Source organism: Bradyrhizobium oropedii (genome assembly GCF_020889685.1).
GTDB classification, from domain to species: Bacteria; Pseudomonadota; Alphaproteobacteria; order Rhizobiales; family Xanthobacteraceae; genus Bradyrhizobium; species Bradyrhizobium oropedii.
In genome coordinates this window covers 65,102-84,277 of record NZ_JACMYO010000010.1, presented here as the reverse complement: position 1 = coordinate 84,277, position 19,176 = coordinate 65,102, and the positions used below count along the sequence as shown (strand labels likewise).

General features: G+C 64.3%; 23 protein-coding genes. 13 read left to right on the top strand and 10 right to left on the bottom strand.

Translation table 11 applies throughout. From position 1 onward, the window contains the following. The 4 genes from H8A95_RS05340 to H8A95_RS05325 form a co-directional block, all read left to right on the top strand. The coding region (locus tag H8A95_RS05340) for a dihydrolipoyl dehydrogenase (RefSeq protein ID WP_229182247.1) at positions 1-965 on the top strand (965 nt) is incomplete at its 5' end. Between the two features lie 191 nt (positions 966-1,156). After that, positions 1,157-2,398 (top strand): threonine synthase, encoded by a 1,242-nt coding sequence (locus tag H8A95_RS05335; RefSeq protein WP_229182246.1) that lies wholly within the window; start codon positions 1,157-1,159, stop codon positions 2,396-2,398. 114 nt (positions 2,399-2,512) lie between these two features. Beyond that, positions 2,513-3,484, top strand: coding sequence for a tripartite tricarboxylate transporter substrate binding protein BugD (locus H8A95_RS05330; protein WP_229182245.1), 972 nt, complete (start codon positions 2,513-2,515; stop codon positions 3,482-3,484). Then, complete coding sequence (locus tag H8A95_RS05325) at positions 3,442-3,918, top strand: hypothetical protein (RefSeq protein WP_229182244.1); 477 nt, start codon at positions 3,442-3,444, stop codon at positions 3,916-3,918. Before H8A95_RS05330 ends, H8A95_RS05325 begins: the two co-directional genes overlap by 43 nt. A 67-nt stretch (positions 3,919-3,985) precedes the next feature. Here H8A95_RS05325 and H8A95_RS05320 read toward each other — a convergent pair whose 3' ends face one another. Further along, complete coding sequence (locus H8A95_RS05320) at positions 3,986-6,214, bottom strand: lytic transglycosylase domain-containing protein (RefSeq protein WP_229182243.1); 2,229 nt, start codon at positions 6,212-6,214, stop codon at positions 3,986-3,988. A 305-nt stretch (positions 6,215-6,519) separates the two neighbouring features. Between H8A95_RS05320 and H8A95_RS05315 the strand changes: the two genes are divergently transcribed. Then, entirely contained in the window at positions 6,520-7,365 is an 846-nt protein-coding gene (locus H8A95_RS05315; protein WP_229182242.1) for an SMP-30/gluconolactonase/LRE family protein, read from the top strand. Between the two features lie 15 nt (positions 7,366-7,380). Here H8A95_RS05315 and H8A95_RS05310 read toward each other — a convergent pair whose 3' ends face one another. After that, positions 7,381-7,548, bottom strand: a complete 168-nt coding sequence (locus H8A95_RS05310; protein WP_229182241.1) for a hypothetical protein — start codon at positions 7,546-7,548, stop codon at positions 7,381-7,383. 112 nt (positions 7,549-7,660) lie between these two features. On the opposite strand from H8A95_RS05310, the gene H8A95_RS05305 reads away from it, so the two are divergent. Continuing rightward, the gene (locus tag H8A95_RS05305; RefSeq protein WP_229182240.1) at positions 7,661-7,798 is read left to right on the top strand and encodes a hypothetical protein; all 138 of its coding nucleotides are present in this window, start codon (positions 7,661-7,663) and stop codon (positions 7,796-7,798) included. A 27-nt stretch (positions 7,799-7,825) separates the two neighbouring features. On the opposite strand, the gene H8A95_RS05300 is transcribed toward H8A95_RS05305, so the two are convergent. The 3 genes from H8A95_RS05300 to H8A95_RS05290 are packed head-to-tail and all read right to left on the bottom strand — an operon-like array spanning position 7,826 to position 10,754. Beyond that, positions 7,826-9,184 carry a TRAP transporter large permease gene (locus H8A95_RS05300; RefSeq protein WP_229182239.1) on the bottom strand — a complete coding sequence of 453 codons (1,359 nt, stop codon included), beginning with the start codon at positions 9,182-9,184 and terminating at the stop codon, positions 7,826-7,828. Then, the gene (locus H8A95_RS05295) at positions 9,181-9,735 is read right to left on the bottom strand and encodes a TRAP transporter small permease (RefSeq protein WP_229182238.1); all 555 of its coding nucleotides are present in this window, start codon (positions 9,733-9,735) and stop codon (positions 9,181-9,183) included. The genes H8A95_RS05300 and H8A95_RS05295 overlap by 4 nt, the downstream gene beginning before the upstream one ends. Next, positions 9,732-10,754, bottom strand: coding sequence for a TRAP transporter substrate-binding protein (locus H8A95_RS05290; protein ID WP_163150400.1), 1,023 nt, complete (start codon positions 10,752-10,754; stop codon positions 9,732-9,734). Before H8A95_RS05290 ends, H8A95_RS05295 begins: the two co-directional genes overlap by 4 nt. A gap of 321 nt (positions 10,755-11,075) precedes the next feature. Here H8A95_RS05290 and H8A95_RS05285 point away from each other — a divergent pair, with 321 nt between their 5' ends. Beyond that, entirely contained in the window at positions 11,076-11,324 is a 249-nt protein-coding gene (locus H8A95_RS05285) for a pentapeptide MXKDX repeat protein (protein WP_229182237.1), read from the top strand. A gap of 56 nt (positions 11,325-11,380) precedes the next feature. Here the strand turns inward: H8A95_RS05285 and H8A95_RS05280 are convergent, their stop codons facing one another. Both H8A95_RS05280 and H8A95_RS05275 read right to left on the bottom strand, forming a co-directional pair. After that, positions 11,381-11,737, bottom strand: coding sequence for a DUF6481 family protein (locus tag H8A95_RS05280; RefSeq protein ID WP_229182236.1), 357 nt, complete (start codon positions 11,735-11,737; stop codon positions 11,381-11,383). 216 nt (positions 11,738-11,953) lie between these two features. Beyond that, a complete protein-coding gene (locus H8A95_RS05275) occupies positions 11,954-12,235 on the bottom strand; it encodes a hypothetical protein (RefSeq protein ID WP_233286924.1) in 282 nt (93 codons plus the stop codon). Positions 12,236-12,385: 150 nt separating this feature from the next. Between H8A95_RS05275 and H8A95_RS05270 the strand changes: the two genes are divergently transcribed. Continuing rightward, complete coding sequence (locus tag H8A95_RS05270) at positions 12,386-12,598, top strand: hypothetical protein (protein ID WP_229182235.1); 213 nt, start codon at positions 12,386-12,388, stop codon at positions 12,596-12,598. A gap of 143 nt (positions 12,599-12,741) precedes the next feature. Next, positions 12,742-13,005 carry a hypothetical protein gene (locus tag H8A95_RS05265; protein WP_229182234.1) on the top strand — a complete coding sequence of 88 codons (264 nt, stop codon included), beginning with the start codon at positions 12,742-12,744 and terminating at the stop codon, positions 13,003-13,005. A 98-nt stretch (positions 13,006-13,103) separates the two neighbouring features. On the opposite strand, the gene H8A95_RS05260 is transcribed toward H8A95_RS05265, so the two are convergent. Next, positions 13,104-13,280 (bottom strand): hypothetical protein, encoded by a 177-nt coding sequence (locus H8A95_RS05260; RefSeq protein WP_165445502.1) that lies wholly within the window; start codon positions 13,278-13,280, stop codon positions 13,104-13,106. Positions 13,281-13,490: 210 nt separating this feature from the next. Between H8A95_RS05260 and H8A95_RS05255 the strand changes: the two genes are divergently transcribed. The 3 genes from H8A95_RS05255 to H8A95_RS05245 all read left to right on the top strand — a co-directional run bounded on the left by H8A95_RS05255 (position 13,491) and on the right by H8A95_RS05245 (position 15,414). Continuing rightward, positions 13,491-13,706, top strand: a complete 216-nt coding sequence (locus H8A95_RS05255; RefSeq protein ID WP_163150406.1) for a hypothetical protein — start codon at positions 13,491-13,493, stop codon at positions 13,704-13,706. 145 nt (positions 13,707-13,851) lie between these two features. After that, entirely contained in the window at positions 13,852-14,766 is a 915-nt protein-coding gene (locus tag H8A95_RS05250; protein WP_229182233.1) for a 2-dehydro-3-deoxygalactonokinase, read from the top strand. Between the two features lie 12 nt (positions 14,767-14,778). Next, on the top strand, positions 14,779-15,414 hold the full coding sequence (locus tag H8A95_RS05245) for a 2-dehydro-3-deoxy-6-phosphogalactonate aldolase (protein WP_229182232.1): 636 nt from the start codon (positions 14,779-14,781) through the stop codon (positions 15,412-15,414). 27 nt (positions 15,415-15,441) lie between these two features. Here H8A95_RS05245 and H8A95_RS05240 read toward each other — a convergent pair whose 3' ends face one another. Then, the gene (locus tag H8A95_RS05240) at positions 15,442-15,747 is read right to left on the bottom strand and encodes a hypothetical protein (protein ID WP_163150412.1); all 306 of its coding nucleotides are present in this window, start codon (positions 15,745-15,747) and stop codon (positions 15,442-15,444) included. 207 nt (positions 15,748-15,954) lie between these two features. Here H8A95_RS05240 and H8A95_RS05235 point away from each other — a divergent pair, with 207 nt between their 5' ends. After that, a complete protein-coding gene (locus H8A95_RS05235) occupies positions 15,955-16,368 on the top strand; it encodes an SRPBCC family protein (RefSeq protein WP_229182231.1) in 414 nt (137 codons plus the stop codon). A gap of 1,832 nt (positions 16,369-18,200) precedes the next feature. Here H8A95_RS05235 and H8A95_RS05230 read toward each other — a convergent pair. Next, positions 18,201-18,797: a DUF992 domain-containing protein gene (locus H8A95_RS05230; protein ID WP_229182230.1), complete on the bottom strand. Its 597-nt coding sequence runs from the start codon at positions 18,795-18,797 to the stop codon at positions 18,201-18,203. Positions 18,798-19,176: the final 379 nt, after the last annotated feature.

Sequence of the window (19,176 nt, the reverse complement as noted above, 5' to 3'; positions counted from 1 at the left end):
CGCGGCCGCGCGTGCTGCCAGGGCTCGAGCCCGACAAGAAGCTGATCTGGACCTATTTCGAGGCGATGGTCCCGGAGCGGATGCCGAAGTCGCTGCTGGTGGTCGGCTCGGGCGCGATCGGCATCGAGTTCGCTTCGTTCTTCCACACCATGGGAGCGGACGTCACTGTGGTCGAGGTGCTGCCGCAGATCCTTCCCGTGGAAGACGCGGAGATCGCCGGCCTGGCGCGCAAGCGGTTCGAGAAGATGGGCATCAAGATCATGTCCTCGACCAAGGTGACGAAACTGGAGAAGAAGGCCGACAGCGTGGTCGCGACCATCGACGACGGCAAGGGCCAGCCGCAGACCAAAGAATTCGAGCGCGTCATCTCGGCGGTCGGGGTGGTCGGCAACATCGAGAATCTCGGGCTGGAGAAGCTCGGCGTCAAAACCGACCGCGGCTGCATCGTGATCGACGGTCTCGGCAAGACCAACATCCCCGGCATCTATGCGATCGGCGACGTCGCAGGCCCGCCGATGCTCGCGCACAAGGCCGAGCATGAGGGCGTGATCTGCATCGAGGCGATCAAGGGCCTGCACCCGCATCCGATGGACAAGCTGATGATCCCGGGCTGCACCTACTGCAACCCGCAGGTCGCTTCCGTCGGCCTCACCGAAGCCAAGGCCAAGGAAGGCGGCCGCGAGATCCGCGTCGGCCGCTTCCCGTTCGTCGGTAACGGCAAGGCGATCGCACTCGGCGAGGACCAGGGCCTCGTCAAGGTGATCTTCGACAAGAAGACCGGGCAGCTGCTCGGCGCGCACATGATCGGCGCCGAGGTCACCGAGCTGATCCAGGGCTATGTCGTGGCGATGAATCTGGAGACGACGGAAGAGGAATTGATGCACACCGTATTCCCGCATCCGACCTTGTCGGAAATGATGAAGGAAGCGGTGCTCGACGCCTACGGGCGCGTGCTGAATATTTGATTGGCGGGAGCGGAAGCCTCGCAACGTGAGCAGTTCCGTCATCCTGAGGTGCGAGCGCAGCGAGCCTCGAAGGATGCACGGCCAAGACCTAGAGCAGCGGGGCTCGCCGCCCTTCGAGACGCGCTTCGCGCTCCTCAGGGTGATGGCTCCGACAGAGAAGAAATCACGAAGAACAAAAAGGACAGAATCTCGTGAAAGACAACGACAACCTCACCATCGAACGCCCGACTTTCGTGACCCACCTCGAATGCGCGATGGAGGGCGACCATTATGCGGCCGATCAGGTGCATAACCTCTCGAAGGCAGGCAAGCCGCTGCTGGTGCGCTATGACCTCGCCGGGGTGAAGAAGGCGCTGACAAAAGACGCGCTGGCCCAGCGCCCCGCCGACCTGTGGCGCTATCGCGAGCTGCTGCCGGTCCGCAAATGCAAGGACATCGTCAGCCTCGGCGAAGTCACGACGCCGCTGATCCGACTGCCGCGGCTCGGCTCCAAGCTTGGCGGCGGCGAGATCATCGTCAAGGACGAGGGACGGTTGCCGACCGGCTCGTTCAAGGCGCGTGGCCTCGTAATGGCGGTGTCGATGGGCAAGGCGCTCGGCATCAAGCACATGGCGATGCCGACCAACGGCAATGCCGGCGCGGCGCTCGCGGCCTACGCCACCTCGTGCGGCATCAAGACCACGATCTTCTGTCCGGCCGATACGCCGGAGGTGAATGTCAGCGAGATCGAGTTGCAGGGCGCCACCGTCTATCGCGTCAACGGCTACATCGACGACTGCGGCAAGATCGTCGGCGAGGGCAAGGCCAAGGTCGGCTGGTTCGATACCTCGACCCTGAAGGAGCCGTACCGGATCGAGGGCAAGAAGACGATGGGCCTCGAGCTCGCCGAGCAGCTCGGCTGGGACGTGCCCGACGTGATCTTCTATCCGACCGGCGGCGGCACCGGCCTGATCGGCATGTGGAAGGCGTTCGACGAGCTGGAGAAGATCGGCTTCATCGGCTCGAAGCGTCCGCGCATGGTTGCGGTGCAGGCGTCGGGCTGCGCGCCGATGGTGAAGGCCTATGAGGCCGGCACCGAGCACGCGGCGCGCTGGGAGGACGCCCACACCATCGCCTCGGGCATCCGCGTGCCGCAGGCGATCGGCGATTTCCTCATCCTGCGCGCGGTGCGCGAGAGCAAGGGCTTTGCGATCGCCGTCGATGACGACAAGATCACCGCAGCGCTCAACGAGGTGGCGCGCGAGGAGGGGCTGCTGCTGTGCCCCGAGGGTGCCGCGACCTATGCGGCCTACAAGGAGAGCCTTGCCGACGGCCGGGTCAGCAAGACCGACCGCGTGATGCTGTTCAATTGCGCCAGCGGCCTGAAATATCCGCTGCCGCCGATCACTCGTACGCTGGACCGGCACAAGCCGGTCGACTTCTCGCAGTTCTGAGCAGAGCGTCATTGCGAGCGCAGCGAAGCAATCCATTTCACCGCTCGTGCTGAACGATGGATTGCTTCGTCGCTTCGCTTCTCGCAATGACGGTGTCATTTGAGGGAGTGATTGATGCGTAGAATCCTGTGGGCTGTTTTGGCTGCGCTTGCGACGTTTGCTGGCCCTGCGCATGCCGAAACCTGGCCCGCGCATCCGATCACCATCGTGGTGCCGTTCGCCGCCGGCGGCCCCTCGGATGCGATGGCGCGCATTCTCGGCGAGCACATGAAACAATCGCTCGGCGAGGTGCTGCTCATCGAGAACGTGACCGGAGCGGGCGGCTCGCTCGGTGTCGGCCGCGCGGTGCGTTCGGCGCCCGACGGCTACACCATCTCGTTCGGCCATCTCGGCACCCATGTTGCGAACGGCGCGATCTACAAGCTCAGTTACGACCTCGTCGCCGACCTCGAGCCGGTCGTGCTGCTGCCGAGCAATCCGATGATCATCGTCAGCAAGAACGCGGTGCCGGCGAAATCGCTCAAGGAGCTGTTGGAGTGGCTGAAGTCGCGGCCTCAGCCGCCGACCGCGGGCACGGCCGGCGCCGGCAGCGGCAGCCACATCGCGGGGCTTTATTTCGAGAATGTCTCCGGCATCAAGCTGCAATATGTGCCCTATCGCGGCACCGGGCCGGCGCTGAACGATCTCGTCGCCGGCCAGATCGACATCATCGTCGACCAGATCTCGAATTCGATCAACCAGGTCCGCGGCGGCAACATCCGCGCCTATGCGGTGACCGATTCCAAGCGGGTCGCGAATGCGCCCGAGGTTCCGACGGTCGACGAGGCCGGCCTGCCGGGCTTCCACATGACGCTTTGGTCGGGCCTCTGGGTGCCCAAGGGCACGCCCAAGGAGATCGTGGCCAGGCTCAACGCCGCTGCGGTCGCGGCGATGGCCGATCCGGCGGTGCAGAAGCAGCTCGAGAATCTCGGCTTGCAGATGCCACCGAAGGATCAGCTTACGCCGGAGGCGCTCGGCGCCTGGCAGAAGGCGGAAATCGCAAAATGGTGGCCGATGATCAAGGCGGCCAACGTGAAGGTGGATTGAGGCTCATCCAGATTCTAGGTGAGCGACGGACGCTCCTCATGAGGAATCTTGTTCTTGCATGGCTTGCGTCCAGCGCCGCCTTTGCGGTCGCCTTTGTCGGCTGGATGGTGCCTTGGGCGACGCCAGAGGGCGTGCACGTCTTGTACTGGAGCGATTATCTTCGGCTGTTCTTCATGATGCTGGCCGCGGCACTGGCGTTCCAGTTCGTTTACGGCGGCCTCGTCTACGTTATTCTGAGCCGCCTTGGGCTCTGGAGCATCTGGACGGTCGCGTTCGCGTATCTGTTGCCCGTTTTCATCATCGATCGCTACGGAATCGACACTCCGAGGGAAGCTCGCGCGATGATCGTCTGGCTCGGATTTGCCTGTCTGATCGCAGGCGTCTCGTGGTTCTTCGCGCGCAGGGAGGTTCGCTGGCCGGCGGACATCCCCTAGCAGGATCCGAGCAGCGGCGAAGCACCTCTCCGAAGACCAACCCGGTCCGATCGCGCTTTGGCGAGGCTCACTGCGCCGGCGCTGCGTTGCTCTCCTGCGTCACGACGCGGTCGCCGCCCTTTGCCGCCACCGCCGTGCCTGCGTCCTCGAAGCGCGCGCGATAGACCGCGAAATTCTCCATCACGCGCTGGACGTAGTTGCGGGTTTCCGAGATCGGGATCCGCTCCACCCAGTCGACCGGATCGACCTTGGGATCGCGCGGATCGCCATAAGCCTTGATCCAGTCGCGGACGCGGCCGCGGCCGGCGTTGTAGCCGGCAAACGTCATGATGTGGCAGTTGCGATATTCCGACAGCAGCGCGCTGAGCTCGGCCGCGCCCATCTGGGTGTTGTAGACCGGATCGGACACCATCCGGCTCCAGTCATAGCTGACGCCGAAACGCTTGGCGGTGTCGCGGCCGGCCTCGGGCGTCACCTGCATCAGGCCGACGGCGTTGGCCGCCGACTTGTCGCGCTGATCGAACGCACTTTCGGTACGCGCGATCGAGTAGGTCATGCTGCGCCCGATATCGGGGGCGATCGGGGTGTGCTTGGGAATACCGATGACCGGGAAGGCGTAATGGTCGAACGCAAAGCCCCGCGCCAGTGCGATCTTGCCGATCTGCAGCATGGCGCGGGCATCGTTATGGCGGCCGGTGAGCTCGCCGAGCGCCTCGAGCATCCCGACATCTGCGCTTTCTTCGGCAAGGTCGGCGGCGAAATAGAGCACGGTGTCGGGCTCGCCGATCGCATAGAGCATGTCGGCGGCACGAACGCGCTCGTCGGCTGCGATGCTGTCGGCGCTGGCCGCCGGCGAGGGCGCGCGCAGCTCGATGCCGTCACGGCCGAGCTTGGCCAGCGCGAGCTGACCGTAATAGGCGGTCGGGTAGCGCGTCGCGGCCTGGTAGTCGGCCCGCATCGCCACGTTGTTGCCGAGCGCCTCGGCGGCGCGGCCACGCCAATAGGCGGCGCGCGCCAGCACGGTCGGGTTGGTCTGGCCTTCGTCGATCCGTGCGAAATGCGCCGCCGCGGTCCTGGCATCGTCGAGATAGCGCAGCGCGATCCAGCCGCGCATGAAGTGCATGTCGGAGCGGTAATAGGGATTGTCCGGCGACGCCGCGGCGCGGATGACGTCAGAGGCCGCCTGGTATTCGCCCTGATCGAGCAGCTTTCGGGAGAGGATGCGGCGCTCGCGCCACCACTGGTCGGTGTCCTGCTGCGCCATCGTCTCGGGCGCGGCTGCAATCGTCACGCGCGCCGCGTCGTCGATCCTGTTCTTTGCGAGCAGAAACTGAATACGGCATAGCGTGTAGCCGAGATCGCTACGCGCATCGGCCGGCACATCGTTGAGCGTGTCCTCTGCCTTGCTTGATTGCCCGCGGACCGCGCCGCAAGCTTTCACGATGGCGAGCTCGTCGCTGCCGAGGTGTTGCGCCGCGCGCCGGGCGCCGGCGAGATCCTTGGCGCCGATCCGCTTGTCCATGCGCGCGCGGTGGTCGTCACGCGTGAGCAGGTCCTTGAATGCGTCGTAGGCGTCGCTCTCGGTCCGGTCCAGCAATTCGTCCGAGCGCCATGCCTCGCGAACCAGCCGTGTGGCGCCGTCGCGGTCGCCTTCGGCCAGCAGCGTGCGGGCGAGCGCGAACTTGCCCTTGGCGCTGATCGGTTGATCGAGGGTGAAGCCGTGCACCGTGGCCGGATCGCTGCGCTCCTGCCACATCCGCGCTTCAGCGCGCTTGCGCATCAGCGTGACGCTTGGCCAGTCCGGGTTGGCGGTGATGAATGCCGCATAGCGGCTGAATGGTGCATTCGACTCGGAGTGGCGCAGCAGATACCACTCAACGAGCTTGCGCCCGACCGGGTCGGTGATCTTGGCCTGGATATCCGTCGCGTCGCTGGTCTTCCCTCGGCGCGCGGCGAGGATCGCATCCCTGACCATGGCGAGATCGCCCGACAATTGCGGCCCGGCGGATTTCTCTGGTTCTGCCTGCGTGGTCTCAGCCGATTTGGACGGAACGGATTTGGCCTTCGCGGATTTGTGTTTGTCGGCGCCGTGCCGGGCGTGCCGGCGTTTGCCGGAGGCCTCGCGCGCAGATTTGCTGCTGGCCTTCAAGCTGGCCTTGGCGCCATGCACCTTCTTGTCGCCGTGGCCGCTCTTGGCCAGGTGCTGGTGATGCGGCTTGGCGTCTGCCTTGATTGGAAGCAGCGCGAGCGCGGCGGCGGTGGCGAAGCACGCCAGCGGACGTAGGCAACGGTTCATTCCCTGGTCCCCCCTGAGAAACCATGAGGCACAAACAGAACGCGTCATACGGCGGCACAACCGCCGCAGATTATCACTACCCTCGATTCTCGAGTGTTAATGCTGCTGCAACTCAACAGGGAAACGCGGCGAAATATAGAATAGCACTGGCGGAACCCGCGGGAACCGGGGTTTATACGGGTGAAGAGCGGACAGATGGCGCCCCACTTTGCTCGGTTCCATCGGGGATGTACCCTCGTTGCAAGCGCGCCGCGGGGGTTGCCGATGTCACAGATAGATCACTTGTTGCCATTCGGGGCGTCGTGATGCCCGGCCTCACAACCATCCTTGACGGGGGCCGCTATTTCGAAGGCCCGCGCTGGCATCGCGGGCGGCTGTGGTTCGTCGACTGCATGGCACGGACGCTGCTCAGCATCAGTCCGTCGGGCGACTTGCTGGAACATGCAGGGGTGACCGACGACACGCCGTGCGGCCTCGGTGTGCTTCCTGATGGCGATATCGTCGTGCTGACGATGTTCAGGAAGCGACTGCTGCGTTTTTCCGGCGGGGGGCTGACGCTCTATGCCGACCTGTCAGAGGTCGCGACCGGCACGATCGACGACATGATCGTCGACGGGCAGGGGCGCGCCTATGTCGGCGATCTCGGCTTCAATCTGCCGCCGCCGGACGGCCGTGGCGCCGTCGGGAGGATCATCCTCGTGATGCCCGACGGCAATGCCCGCGTCGTCGCGGACGGCCTGCGTTTCCCCAATGGCATTGCGGTCTCGTCCGACCATCGTCGGCTCGTCGTCGCCGAAATGGATGGTGCTATGCTCGCGGACTACGACATCGCGCCTGACGGCGGCCTGAGCCTTCGCAGGCGGCTCGGCAGCGTCAACGAACCAGACGGCATCTGCCTCGATCGCGAGGGGGCGGTCTGGGTCGCGTCGTTCACCGAAGATGCGTTTGTCCGGATCGATCGCAACGGTGTGGAGCGTGCGCGCGTCACGGTACCCGGCCGTCGTGCGCTCGCCTGTGCGCTCGGCGGCACGGAGCGCAGCACGTTGTTCTGCCTGAGCGCGGAGACGTCCTACGAGGAACTGCGGAAAGGCAAATCGGTGTCGCGGATCGATGTCGTCGAGGTCGACACGCCGGGTGATGGCTATCCCTGAGCCGTTGCCCGAGAGCTAGGACTGCTTCTTCTTTTTCTTCTCTTTCTTCTTCAGGATGTCCGCCTGGCTTCTGAAGGCGCGGGCCAGCGAGCGCATCTGATCGGCGACAATTGCGTCGGCCGTTGCCGACGCAACCCGTTCCGCGGTCTGGGCCTGCTTGCGAATTGCCTTGGCCATTTTCATGAAGGACCCAATCGCGCCGCGGCCGTCTGGTTCCAGCCTTGCCGGATCGGGCCGCTTTGATCTTGAATTTTGTTCTTGTTTCGTTCATATTGAGGCGCCCCGGGAGAATGCCATGGACGCCGAGCGAGACCGCGAAATCATCAGGCTATGGAACGAGCTCCGCCGGCTGCAGCGCGAGGGACGTCCGACCGCGCTGCTGGTCCGCCGGATCGAGCTGGCTCTGGCGGCAAGGGAGCAGGAAGCGGCCTGACCGGTAGCCAGGTCGCTCACGGACGCGCTAGCGCCCGCCGTCCGGCCCCATCACCAGGTTCGGCAGCCAGGTCGATATCTCCGGGAAGAAGCAGAGCATCAGCACTGCGAACATCATCAGCAGCACGAACGGCAGCGTGCCCCAGATCACCTCGCTCAGCGGGATGTCGGGCGCGACGTTGCGGATGACGAAGATGTTGAGGCCGACCGGTGGGTGGATCAGGCCCATCTCCATCACGATGGTCATGACGATGCCGAACCAGATGATGTCGAACTCTGCCGCGCGCAGCGGCGGCAGGATGATCGGCGCGGTCATCAGGATGATCGAGACCGGCGGCAGGAAGAAGCCGAGCACGATCACCATCACGAGGATCGCAAACAACAGCTCCCAGCGCGGCAGGTGCATCGCGACGATCGCCTCCGCCGCCGACTGCGAGATGTGCAGATAGCTCATCACGTAGGAGTACAGCAGCGACATGCCGATGATCAGCATCAGCATGGTGGATTCGCGGATCGTCGATTTCAGGATCGGCGACAGGTCGCTCGGTTTCCACACGCTGTAGATCACGGCGATCAGCCCGAGCGCCAGCAGGCCGCCGAGGCCGGCGGTTTCCGACGGCGTGGCGTAGCCGCCATAGAGCGCGATCATCACGCCGGTCAACAGCAACACGAACGGGATCACGCGCGGCAGCGCGCTGAAGCGCTCGGCCATGGTGAACTCGTCGCGTTGCAGGATCGCGGCATCCTTGCCGGTCGCGTCATAGGCGGCCTTGGCCATCGCGTATTCCTTGCGGAAGCGGAACACGGCGTAGAGGCCGAACAGCGACACCAGCAGCAGTCCCGGGCCGATGCCGGCGAGAAACAGCCGTCCCAGCGATTTCTCGGCCGCGACGGCGAACAGGATCATCGTGATCGAGGGCGGCAGCAGGATGCCGAGCGTGCCGCCGGCGGCGATGATCCCCGCGGCAAAGCCGCCGGAATAACCGCGCTTGCGCATCTCCGGAATGCCGGCCGAGCCGATCGCCGAGCAGGTCGCGGGCGAGGAGCCGGCCATCGCCGCGAACAGCGCGCAGGCGAACACGTTGGCGACACCGAGGCCGCCGGGCACGCGGTGCAGCCAGGCGTGCAGCGCCGAGTAGAGATCCTGACCGGCGCGCGACTTGCCGATCGCCGCGCCCTTCAGGATGAACAGCGGGATCGACAGCAGTGTGATCGAGGCCATCTCCTCGTAGACGTTCTGCGTCACCGTATCGAGCGAGGCCGCCGGCATGTAGATCGCCATGAACACGACCGCGACCGCACCGAGCGCGAATGCGATCGGCATGCCGGAGAACATCGCAAGCAGGGTGGCAAGCCCGTAGGAGATGCCAACACCAAACACGGTCATCGACGCGCGCCACCAGGCAGCGGAATGAGGATTTGCAACAACAGCTGCACGCAGAGCAGCGTCATGCCCAGCGCCATCAGCCCATAGGGGATGGCAAGCGGCGGTGACCACATCGAGTTCGACACCTGGCCGTCGACATAGGCCTCGTGCGCCAGGGTCCAGGACTTCCAGGCGAAGAAGGTGCAGAACGCAAAGCTCGCGACATCGACCAGCCACAGCCTGATGCTGTTGGCACGCGCCGAGAGCAGTCCGACGAACGCCTCGATGCTGACATGGCCACGCTGGCTCTGGACATAGGCCGAGGTCATGAAGGTGGCGCCGACCAGCAGGAACACGGCGGCCTCGTCCTGCCAGTAGTTCGGGCTATGGAACAGGGCGCGGCCGAGCACGCTGTAGCTCAGGATCACGCAGGCCGCGATCAATGCGAGCGCGGCGAACACCACGATGATGTTGTTGCAGACGGACAGCGCGCGTCCAAGCATGGCCACGGGCGTATTGCCCGCCGCCGTGCTTGCGGCTTCAGCCTGATCCGCGACCGGACCATGCATCATGCGGCGACGTCGCTTGCGAGCTTCAGCAGGTTGGCTGCCGTCGCCGTCTTGGCGCCGTAGTCCTTCCAGGCGGTGTCGCGCGCGATGTCGCGCCACTTGCCGACAACGGCAGCATCGAGCGCGCTGACTTTGGCGCCGGCCTTCTCATAGACCTTGGCCACTTCGGCATCGTCATCCTGCGCGCCCTTGCGGCCGAACGCCTCGAGCTCGGTGCCGACAGCGAGGATGATGTCCTGCTGGTTCTTCGGCAGCTTGTCGAAGATCGCCTTCGACATCATCAACGGCTCCAGCATGAACCAGTAGGAAGCGCCCGCACCCGAGGTCAGCGACTTCGCGACCTCCTCGAGGCGGAACGAGATCAGGCTGGTCGAGGAGGTGATACCGGCGTCGCAGGCACCGGTCTGCATTGCGGCGTAGATCTCGTTGGACGGCACGGACAGCACGGCGGCGCCGGCGGTCTGCAGCACCATGTCCATCTCGCGCGAGCCGCCACGCACCTTGAGGCCCTTGGCGTCCTCGGGTGCCACGATCGCCTTGGAGCGGCTGGCGACGCCGCCGGCCTGCCAGACCCAGGAGATCAGCAGGATGCCCTTGTCGGCGAGGAAGTCGCTCAATGCTTTGCCGACCGGCTCCTTCTTCCAGCGCAGACCCTGGTCGTAGGTCGTCACCAGGCCCGGCATCAGGCCGATATTGGTCTCCGGCAATTCGCCGCCGGCATAGGGCATCGGGTAGAGGCTGAGGTCGAGCGCGCCCTTGCGCATCGCCGAGAACTGCGCGTTGGTCTTGATCAGCGACGAGTTCGGATAGACCTCTGCGGTGAGGTCGCCGCCCGAGCGCTTGGCGACCTCGGCCGCGAACATCCGGCACAACCTGTCGCGGAAGTCGCCCTTGTCGATAGTGCCGCCGGGAAACTGATGCGAGATCTTCAGCGTGGTCGCGGCATGCGCGGTCCCGACGCCCATCCGCAGGATCGCGGGTGCGGCGAGGGCGGAAGCGAGGACGTGGCGGCGTGTGAGCATGGTTGTTTCCCCTGAAGAGCTTCTTGAGTGGCTGTTAGGCCGGCACGGCGCTTCAGCTTAGCCGGTCTTGGCGTGAAAATTCTCTAGTCTGATAGTTCGAGGCGCCCTGATAGTGCAGCAAGTCCTGCCGTTGCTGCGGCGCACACTGCCGCGCGATGGCACCGCGCCGCCACTCAACCCTCGCGCGACCAAACGTCCGGGCGTGCGTGCAGCGTTGCTTCAAGAAATCGTTATTGGAGGTAACAACGGGCGGTGCAAGTGCGTCGAGCAGAGAGCGGCAAGTCGTCGCGCTCACATTCGACCACACAAGGGATCATCGACATGACCACCAAGACCCGCCTCGGCCTTTCCGCCGCGCTGCTCTCGTTCAGCCTGGCGCTGGCGCCCGCCGCCTTCGCTCAGGACAAGATGGGCAAGGACGACGCGATGAAGAAAGAAGACACGATGTCCAAGGATGCGATGTCCAAGGATGCCATGAAGAAGGACGGTGGCATGATGAAGAAGGACGACGCCATGAAGAAGGACGGCGGCGCGATGATGAAGAAAGACGACGGCATGAAGAAGAACTGATTGCCGCCATCGCTCATCGTCTGCAGGCCCGCCGTCGCGGCGGGCCTGGTTGCGCCTTAGCGCTTCTTCTTGCCGCGTTCCTTACGCGCCGCGTAGCGGGCGTCGCGCTTGGCCTTCTGGTCCGCGAGCACCGCCTCCTCACGGGCGGCTTCCTCTTCCTTCTCGCGCGCGATCCGCGCGGCCTCGGCTGCGGCGGCCTCTTCCTCGCGCCGCTTCTGTTCAGCCTTCTCGGCCTCACGGGCTTCCTTGGCCTTGGCGCGGCGGTCGGCGATCGCCGCGCGCTCTTCGGCGCGGGCCTTCACGGTCGGATCGTCAGCCCCCGGCTGGGAGCGAAATTTGTTGAGGAGGTCTTGCCGCGCCTGCAGGGCCGTTTTTTGGCGGTCGGCAAAACCCGGTTCCTTGAAGCCACTCATAGAGGAAGCCTTGCTGCTTTCTGTTCGGGTGATGGATTGGGGTCGGTTCGGCGCTTCAATAAGTGAAAGGCGACGAAAATGCCAGTGGTGAACGGTGGGCTGTGGAGCAAGGGAGATATGAGCGGACGGCAAATGGCGGATGGCAGCATTTGGGCCCACTTGCGCCCACCTCGCCGCCGGCGTGGTGAGTGGTTGGTCACCGAGGCTGCCGTCTGCCTAGCCGCGCTGAAACTGCTCGCGCCGCCCGTTGCCCGAGACCTTGGTGCCCGAGATCTTGGTGCCCAAGACCTTGATGTCCAAGACCTTGGTGCCCAACACCTTGGCGACGGTCTCGGCGGTCATCGCGCTCCGGTCCGAGACGCGCTGGGCTTCCAGCCTGTCGCGGGCCTTTTCGGTGATCAGGAGGCTGATCAGCCGCAGCCTGCTGGTCTCGTCGACAGCTTCCGATAGCAGCTGCCTGTAACGCTGATAGTCGTAGGTCGCTTCTTGCTCGCTCACTGGCACGCCCCGCGCACGCGCTCCACTTCAGCGCGTAGTTTTTCGCGAGTTGTGGCAGCCCGCAATGGAATTGCGGTGCCGACGGCTGCATGTGCGCATTTCGTTGGGCGACTGTTGCAGAATTGATCGCACGCAACCGTGCAAACGGTCATGATGCGGGCGACGGCAATTGGGAACCGAAGCGGCATGAGCGAATCCGAAGACGGAGGCAATCGCCGCGGCGCGCTGATCGGACTGCTGGTCGCGGTCGTCATGCTCGCGGTCGGACTTTGGCTTGCGCGCAACCTGACGGCGGCGAGCAAGATGCAGGATTGCCTGATGTCGGGCCGGACCAACTGCAATGTGATCGAGCCGGCGCGCTGACCCAGCCTTGCGGCAGTGCAATATCGATCCCACATCTCCCGTGAAGACTCGGGCTGAACTGTTTGGTCCCGGTTGTGATTCCAGTCACACGCGGACGGGCGGGCTGCCTCATCTATTCCCAGAGATCGGCGGGAACCAAGGCCATGATGTCAAAGCTGTGGTCCGGAAAGGGCGCGGCGCTGGCTGCCGCAGGCGCGGCGGGTGCCGTTTTGGTTGCGTATCTGTCCCTGGCGCTGGCGTCGCCCGAACCGGTGTCGAGCGCGGCGCTCGGGCCGGCGTGGCAATGCAGCCGGGTGGCTTTCGTGCTGACCACTTGCACCCGCACCGCCGGGACCGAGCGTGAGGCCGAGGGCGAGCTCAAGGTGATCCCGGTACGGGCGAAGGACGATTGTCCGCCGGAGCTCTAGGTTCTAGCTTTCTGACGCGTCGTCTTCACGCGAACCGCTGCGCTCTTCGCTCGCGGCAGCTGTGGTGGGCCGGGTCGACGCTGCGGCCGTATTTCAAATTATTTCTTGATGGAGCTACGCGGCTTGATCGAGAGGCCGAGGCGCATCGCCATCTTCTTGATTCGCTCCGGCGAGCGGCCGGTCGCTTTCACGACCTCCTCCAGCGACTTTGAGGAGCGTGCCAGTTCCATCAGTCGTCGGTCCTCCTTGAACGACCACCGCGGCTTTCGGGCCATCTTGTTGGTATCCTTGTGCATTGCTGGGCAACAAAGCCGCCAGGCGGGGTCGCCTGACGGCCTTGCCGGTGTGGGCCCGGACCTTGGGGAAATGTCCGGTGGATAAGCAATACCGCTTCCGGATAAGGTCGCAATTGAAACCGGAATTTAACCTAACCTATCAAGGTTACTTGCAGGGTTACTTGGATATCGAGCGTGGCAGGAGGCCTTATGCGCAAGGTCGCCATCTTAAGTGCCGCAGCATTTTTACTGTCCGGTTGCTGGCCCGACCCCGAGGTCACGGGATCGACCAACAGTTGCGCGGCCAATCTTTATAGTCAGTTCAATCCCAAGGTCATGGATCAGTGCGTGAACGCCTGCATCAAATGTGACCACGGCAACGTCACGACTTGCACGACCTCCTGCACGCTGAAGGGCGCGCGGTAATCGATCCGCGCATTTGCCGATGCGAGCGGCAATTTGGCCCGTGGCGCCACGCCAACGGCCGCCTTGCGCGGCGCAATGAACGCCTTTATCGCGTCTCGTAGCGGCGCCGTCATCGGGCCGGAAACTGAGGGCGTGGAACAGCGCGATGAGCGGTCCCTCCTATGTCGCGGTCGATTGGGGCACCAGCAGCTTCCGGCTCTGGCTGATGAGCGCCGGCGGCCAGGTGCACGGCGAACGCCGCAGCGACCAAGGCATGACCGCGGCCGCCAGGACCGGCTTTGCGGGCGTGCTGCAATCGCATCTCGACGAGCTGGGTGTCGCGGCCGATTTGCCGGTCGTGATCTGCGGCATGGCGGGTGCGCGGCAGGGCTGGGTCGAGGCCGGCTATGTCGATACGCCCGCGCATCTCTCCGACATCCTCAAAGGCGCCGTCGTGGTCGGCGGGCAGCCGCGCGATATCCGCATCCTGCCCGGGATTGCACAGCGCGATGCCGCGGCACCCGACGTGATGCGTGGCGAGGAGACCCAGCTGCTCGGCGCGCTCGGTCTGGACCCGGCACATGCGGCCGATGTCTGCATGCCGGGAACGCATTCCAAATGGGTGCGGGTGCGTGGCGGCACGGTCGAGCGCTTTGCGACCTTCATGACCGGAGAGCTGTTCAGTGCGGTCGCGCACGACACCATCCTGTCGCACGCCGTTGCCGGCGCGGAGGAGGCGGTCGATGGTGATGCGTTCCGCGCGGCCGTCGCCGAGGCGTATGCCGCGCCGGCGCACTCAGCCAATCTGCTGTTTCGTGTGCGATCGCGGCAGCTGCTGTTCGGCGGCAGCGCGCAGGCCGCGCGTGAGACGATCTCGGGCACATTGATTGGCGTCGAGCTGGCCGCGGGCCTTGCCGAGCGGGAGCGAGCAGTGCCGGTTACGCTGATTGCGTCAGGCCGGCTGCAGCGGCTCTATCAAATGGCGCTCGAACGCCTTTCGATTCCGCTCAATGTCGTGGATGCGGAGGAGGCGGCTCGCCGTGGCCTCGCCAGCGCCGCGGCGGCGATCTGGAACAATTGAGGGATCCAACGCATGAGCATTCCATTTCCGCCGATGAAGCGTCCGTTGGTCGCGATCCTGCGCGGCGTCAAGCCCGACGAAACCAGTGGCATTGTGAGCGCGCTGATCGATGCCGGCATGACGGCGATCGAGATTCCGCTGAACTCGCCCGAGCCGTTCCGTTCGATCGAGATCGCGGCGAAGCGCGCACCTGCCGACGTGCTGATCGGTGCGGGCACCGTGCTATCAGCGGCCGATGTCGATCGTCTCCATGACGCCGGCGGCCGCCTCATGGTGTCGCCCAATGTCGATGTCGACGTGCTGGCCCGCGCCCGGGATCACGCGATGGTCACGATGCCGGGCGTGTTCTCGCCGACCGAAGCCCTGCTCGCCGCACGCGCCGGCGCATCGAGCCTGAAATTCTTTCCGGCGAGTGTGCTCGGCGCAGCCGGCATCACTGCGATCCGCGCCGTGCTGCCGCCGGATGTGATGATCGCCGCCGTCGGCGGTGTCTCGGACCAGAATTTCGCCGAGTACGTGAAGGCAGGCATTCGTGCCTTCGGGCTCGGCAGCAGCCTCTACAAGCCGGGCATGACGGTCGCGGATATCGCCGTCAGGGCAAAGGTGACGATCGAGGCATATGACGCGGCCGTGCAGGGCGCAGGCTAGACTCGGCGCGTAACTTTTGGCGGCGCGCTAGTCGTCTCGCTTGCCGCCGTCGATGACCCTGAACAGCGGTGCTGCCTCGCGGGGATTCTCGAGCAGTTCCTCGACCATCGCGATCGCGGCGGCGACGTATTTTTCGGTCGCGGCGTCCAGCGGCCGTTCGGCTTCGTCTGATAGCGCGAGCTTGGCGCCTTCGAGCAGTTTGCGGGTGCGGACGGCGGACTCGTCGCCGGCGGTGAGGGCGGCCCGGGCGATCGATCGCAACACGAACAGCTCGCCCTCCAGCCGCAGCAGGCGGTCGTTCAGCTTGCTCAGGACAGTGTTCAGGTTCCGCATGGCGTCCTCTCCGGGCGTTGGACCCATCTTCCATACACGGCCAATCCTGACGAAATTCTTGTGCCGGCCACACAGCAGGCGACGGCATCTGACGGAGCCATTTGTGGATCAGGGCGAATGGCCCTAGTAGAATGACCAGCGCCGAGGCGCCCCAGGCGGGGCGCGATGGGAGCATCCGCTTCACGCCATAACGACGAAGGAATGCACATGAGGATTGCCGTCGAAACCACCGTTGCCGCGCCGATTGCGGATGTCTGGCGCGCCTACACCACGCCCGACGACATCAAGCAGTGGAATGCGGCCTCCGAGGATTGGCACACCACGGCCGCGACCGTCGACCTGCGCGCCGGCGGCACCTTCTCGTCGCGGATGGAAGCCAAGGACGGCAGCATGGGGTTCGATTTCGCCGGCACCTACACCAAGGTTGAGGAGCCCCGGTTGCTCGAATATGCATTCGGCGACCGCACCGCGCAGGTTGCATTCACGCCGGAGGCCGGCGGCGTCAAAGTGCAAGTCAGCTTCGACGGCGAGGACACCCATTCGGTCGAGCAGCAGCGCGGCGGCTGGCAGGCGATCCTGGATAATTTCAAACGCTACGTCGAAGCAAAGCAGCGGTCTTGATCCGCGGCGACGGGAGGACGACGTGACGTTGAAGCGACCGCGCGCGACGATGCCGGCGAGCCTGATGCAAGCGTTCAAGCGGCGATGGTGCATCGGCCGAGCAAGCGGGTGAGGTGACAGGTCGGTCGGCGCGATCGCGATAGTGATCCGGAGCAAATGCGATGCGTTTTGTCTTGGCACCAGGTCTGCTGGTCATCCTGTGCGTGTCTGCGAGCGCCGCACCGCTGCGCCACTCCCACGCACGCCAACCCGGAGCCGTTCGCGCGCCCGCGGCTGTGACGCCGCCGTCGCGCTTCGCCGTTCCCGGCTGGAGTGACGAGGCGACACGGCAATGGCTTGACCGCGCCTCGTCCTATGTTGGCTTGGGTGGTTAGTCGCGCAGCCGCCTGCGCCGAACTCAATCGTCGTCCTCGGCTTCAGTCCTCCGTGAGCTCGATGCCGAGCGGCCGCCGTACTGCCGGGGAACGGCGGCAGCCTTTCGCGCGCTCACACCTTCGCTCTCACGCATTTCCTTCCGTGCACGCCGCGCCGTTCGCATCGCGCGCTTGATGCTTGGATCGTGCGAGTCCTCGTCGAAGAAGAGGACGATCTCGCAGCTCGGGCACTGGCGCGAATACCCGTTTTGCAGCCGCTTGGCTCGGTCGCGAAAGACGTTCTTGCAGCGTGTGCAACGGACTTGGACGGAATCTTCCATAGTGCTCCTGAAATACCGACGAGCAGCGCGAACGTTTGCAATCTGCTTGAGGAAGCAATTCCGGATTAAGAAATTACCAAGCGCGTCGTGTGCAATCGGGGCGGAACTTTGTTCACGCACGGAGAACTACGGAAGCGTTTCGTGCGCTGAATGATAAGAACAAGAGGCGATTTCAGAGCAGACCGTGAACACCAAAAGAAAGGCCCCAGCGCGTGGGCCACGCTGAGGCCAAGTTGACACTTTGGTCGTGAGGCACCGTCACCGGCGCCTCGGCGCTTAACCTATCTTCGTTTCGCTCCAGCCGAATAGCCCATATGGGCCATGATCGCTGGCACAAGGTGTGCAGACTTCGGATCATCAGGATGTTGCACCACCTGGGGCTAGAGCCGACGCCTTCCGAAGCATTTCAAGCGGGCGGCGTTGTGTATTCATCTGCGTCTCTTTGATTGCGGCACGACGAACCTCATTGCGTTGCGCACAAGGTCGGTTCGTTGACGCTGACGATCTCGCCATTGCTCGATCTCATGGAAGGCCGAGACGAGACAAGCGCCAAGGCAGCTGGACAGCAGCATAAAGCAGAATGCTTGTTCGGCGTTGCTCATGACATCATGGAACGAGAACACCAGGCATCGGCTTTGTCGGGAGCGGAACGAATGCACTGGGCTGGCTCCGCACCATCGTCAGCACAGCAAACACCGCTACGGTGACCGTCAAAAGCTTCGTCATGAAATTCGTCAGCAAATAATGTCTGTAAGAATTCTCGCAGTGTAGCACTCGGCTCGCGAAGCCCTTGTGAACCCTCTCACATGCGCAGAACGCGCACCGATCCGGCCGCTCCATTGGATGTTGATCAAGCTGCAATTCCGGGCAACCTGACGCCAGGTTGTGCTCGCGGTCCGCTTGCGACGAGGTGCCTCGCCACGCTTCATTGTGGGGCCGACGAGTTCCAATGCGGGCAGGCCGCCTCCGTGATAGCCAATTTGGGACATGCGCCGTTGGCACGAAGTGTGCAGACTTGGAGCTGTCAGGATTTTGCATCACCTTCCTGGGGCTAGGGCCAACGCCGTCCGCATGTATTTCAAGCGGGCGGCGTTGTGCATTTTAGCGACGACGGGCTTCCCGCCAGGCTGCGCTCAGGTCAGGGATCGACCGGCCGAAGTTCGAGGTTCTGGATTTTCACGGACGGAGAGGGAGCGTCCTGCTCAGTCGGCGGACGCAATGTGATCGGAGCATTCGATCCGCCGATCAGCACGTTGACGCCGGCATCGTCGGCGTGGGTGTAACCACCGGCAAGATCGTCGCGTCCGAGCCACGGCACCGACGCCATCACCTTCCAGGTCACGGAGACGTCTTGATCGCCGATGAAAGCGTCGAGGTTGCGGATGGCCGCGACGTAGCGACGGTCCGTCGCGCTATCGACATGCAACACGCAGTCGAGATTGGTCACCGGGCCTAAAATGAACCCGGTATCGGGGCCACCGCGACACTCAAGCGTCCCGGCCTCCACCTGCTGCGCGTCGGCCGGTCCGACGGGCGTGACAAGAACTGCCGCAGCACATGCGGCAGAGACGATCGGATGGTTCGTTGGACGTATGGTGCTGTACAACGCGAATGGACGCGCAATCGGCCCAAGACCTCTGATGCGGCCTTCGCTTGTGGTTAAGAGAGCCTTAGAGATTGGGGGCTGCCGCAGCGGGATGGAAACGTATGCGAGCGACCCAAGACGCGAACGCAAGACGCGTCGCAGGACGGCGACGTCGAAGCAGCCTGCTCAGGCAAGGCCGGTATCGGCGCGGCAGAGGCAGCAAGAAAAAGCACAACAAGCGGCCCTGGCGCGGACGCCAGACCGTTCGGATCCACGACGCTCAGCCTGTCCTGCGAAACTACGCCGCCGGGCTCGAAATTCATTGTCCCGGCGGCGCCCTGTTCCAATCTGGGCCCGCAATCCCAGTGATTGTCTGTCTGCAAGACTGGCGCCAAGGTTCGAAGCCACCGTAATCATACGGGGCTTAGGATGACGCCGGCCAAGGTCTGGTCGCTGTCCACGCTCCGCCCGATTTCAGCTGTGGTGCTCGAGCTTCCGCATCTCCTGCAAGCGAGCCAGGCAAAAATCC

Bases quoted from the DNA above. Each gene is read 5' to 3' on its own strand.
- H8A95_RS05330 (WP_229182245.1), top strand. From the start codon at position 2,513: ATGCGTAGAATCCTGTGGGCTGTTTTGGCTGCGCTTGCGACGTTTGCT.
- H8A95_RS05325 (WP_229182244.1), top strand. From the start codon at position 3,442: ATGGTGGCCGATGATCAAGGCGGCCAACGTGAAGGTGGATTGAGGCTC.
- H8A95_RS05320 (WP_229182243.1), bottom strand. From the start codon at position 6,214: ATGAACCGTTGCCTACGTCCGCTGGCGTGCTTCGCCACCGCCGCCGCG.
- H8A95_RS05315 (WP_229182242.1), top strand. From the start codon at position 6,520: ATGCCCGGCCTCACAACCATCCTTGACGGGGGCCGCTATTTCGAAGGC.
- H8A95_RS05310 (WP_229182241.1), bottom strand. From the start codon at position 7,548: ATGAAAATGGCCAAGGCAATTCGCAAGCAGGCCCAGACCGCGGAACGG.
- H8A95_RS05305 (WP_229182240.1), top strand. From the start codon at position 7,661: ATGGACGCCGAGCGAGACCGCGAAATCATCAGGCTATGGAACGAGCTC.
- H8A95_RS05300 (WP_229182239.1), bottom strand. From the start codon at position 9,184: ATGACCGTGTTTGGTGTTGGCATCTCCTACGGGCTTGCCACCCTGCTT.
- H8A95_RS05295 (WP_229182238.1), bottom strand. From the start codon at position 9,735: ATGATGCATGGTCCGGTCGCGGATCAGGCTGAAGCCGCAAGCACGGCG.
- H8A95_RS05290 (WP_163150400.1), bottom strand. From the start codon at position 10,754: ATGCTCACACGCCGCCACGTCCTCGCTTCCGCCCTCGCCGCACCCGCG.
- H8A95_RS05285 (WP_229182237.1), top strand. From the start codon at position 11,076: ATGACCACCAAGACCCGCCTCGGCCTTTCCGCCGCGCTGCTCTCGTTC.
- H8A95_RS05280 (WP_229182236.1), bottom strand. From the start codon at position 11,737: ATGAGTGGCTTCAAGGAACCGGGTTTTGCCGACCGCCAAAAAACGGCC.
- H8A95_RS05270 (WP_229182235.1), top strand. From the start codon at position 12,386: ATGATGCGGGCGACGGCAATTGGGAACCGAAGCGGCATGAGCGAATCC.
- H8A95_RS05265 (WP_229182234.1), top strand. From the start codon at position 12,742: ATGATGTCAAAGCTGTGGTCCGGAAAGGGCGCGGCGCTGGCTGCCGCA.
- H8A95_RS05260 (WP_165445502.1), bottom strand. From the start codon at position 13,280: ATGGCCCGAAAGCCGCGGTGGTCGTTCAAGGAGGACCGACGACTGATG.
- H8A95_RS05255 (WP_163150406.1), top strand. From the start codon at position 13,491: ATGCGCAAGGTCGCCATCTTAAGTGCCGCAGCATTTTTACTGTCCGGT.
- H8A95_RS05250 (WP_229182233.1), top strand. From the start codon at position 13,852: ATGAGCGGTCCCTCCTATGTCGCGGTCGATTGGGGCACCAGCAGCTTC.
- H8A95_RS05245 (WP_229182232.1), top strand. From the start codon at position 14,779: ATGAGCATTCCATTTCCGCCGATGAAGCGTCCGTTGGTCGCGATCCTG.
- H8A95_RS05240 (WP_163150412.1), bottom strand. From the start codon at position 15,747: ATGCGGAACCTGAACACTGTCCTGAGCAAGCTGAACGACCGCCTGCTG.
- H8A95_RS05235 (WP_229182231.1), top strand. From the start codon at position 15,955: ATGAGGATTGCCGTCGAAACCACCGTTGCCGCGCCGATTGCGGATGTC.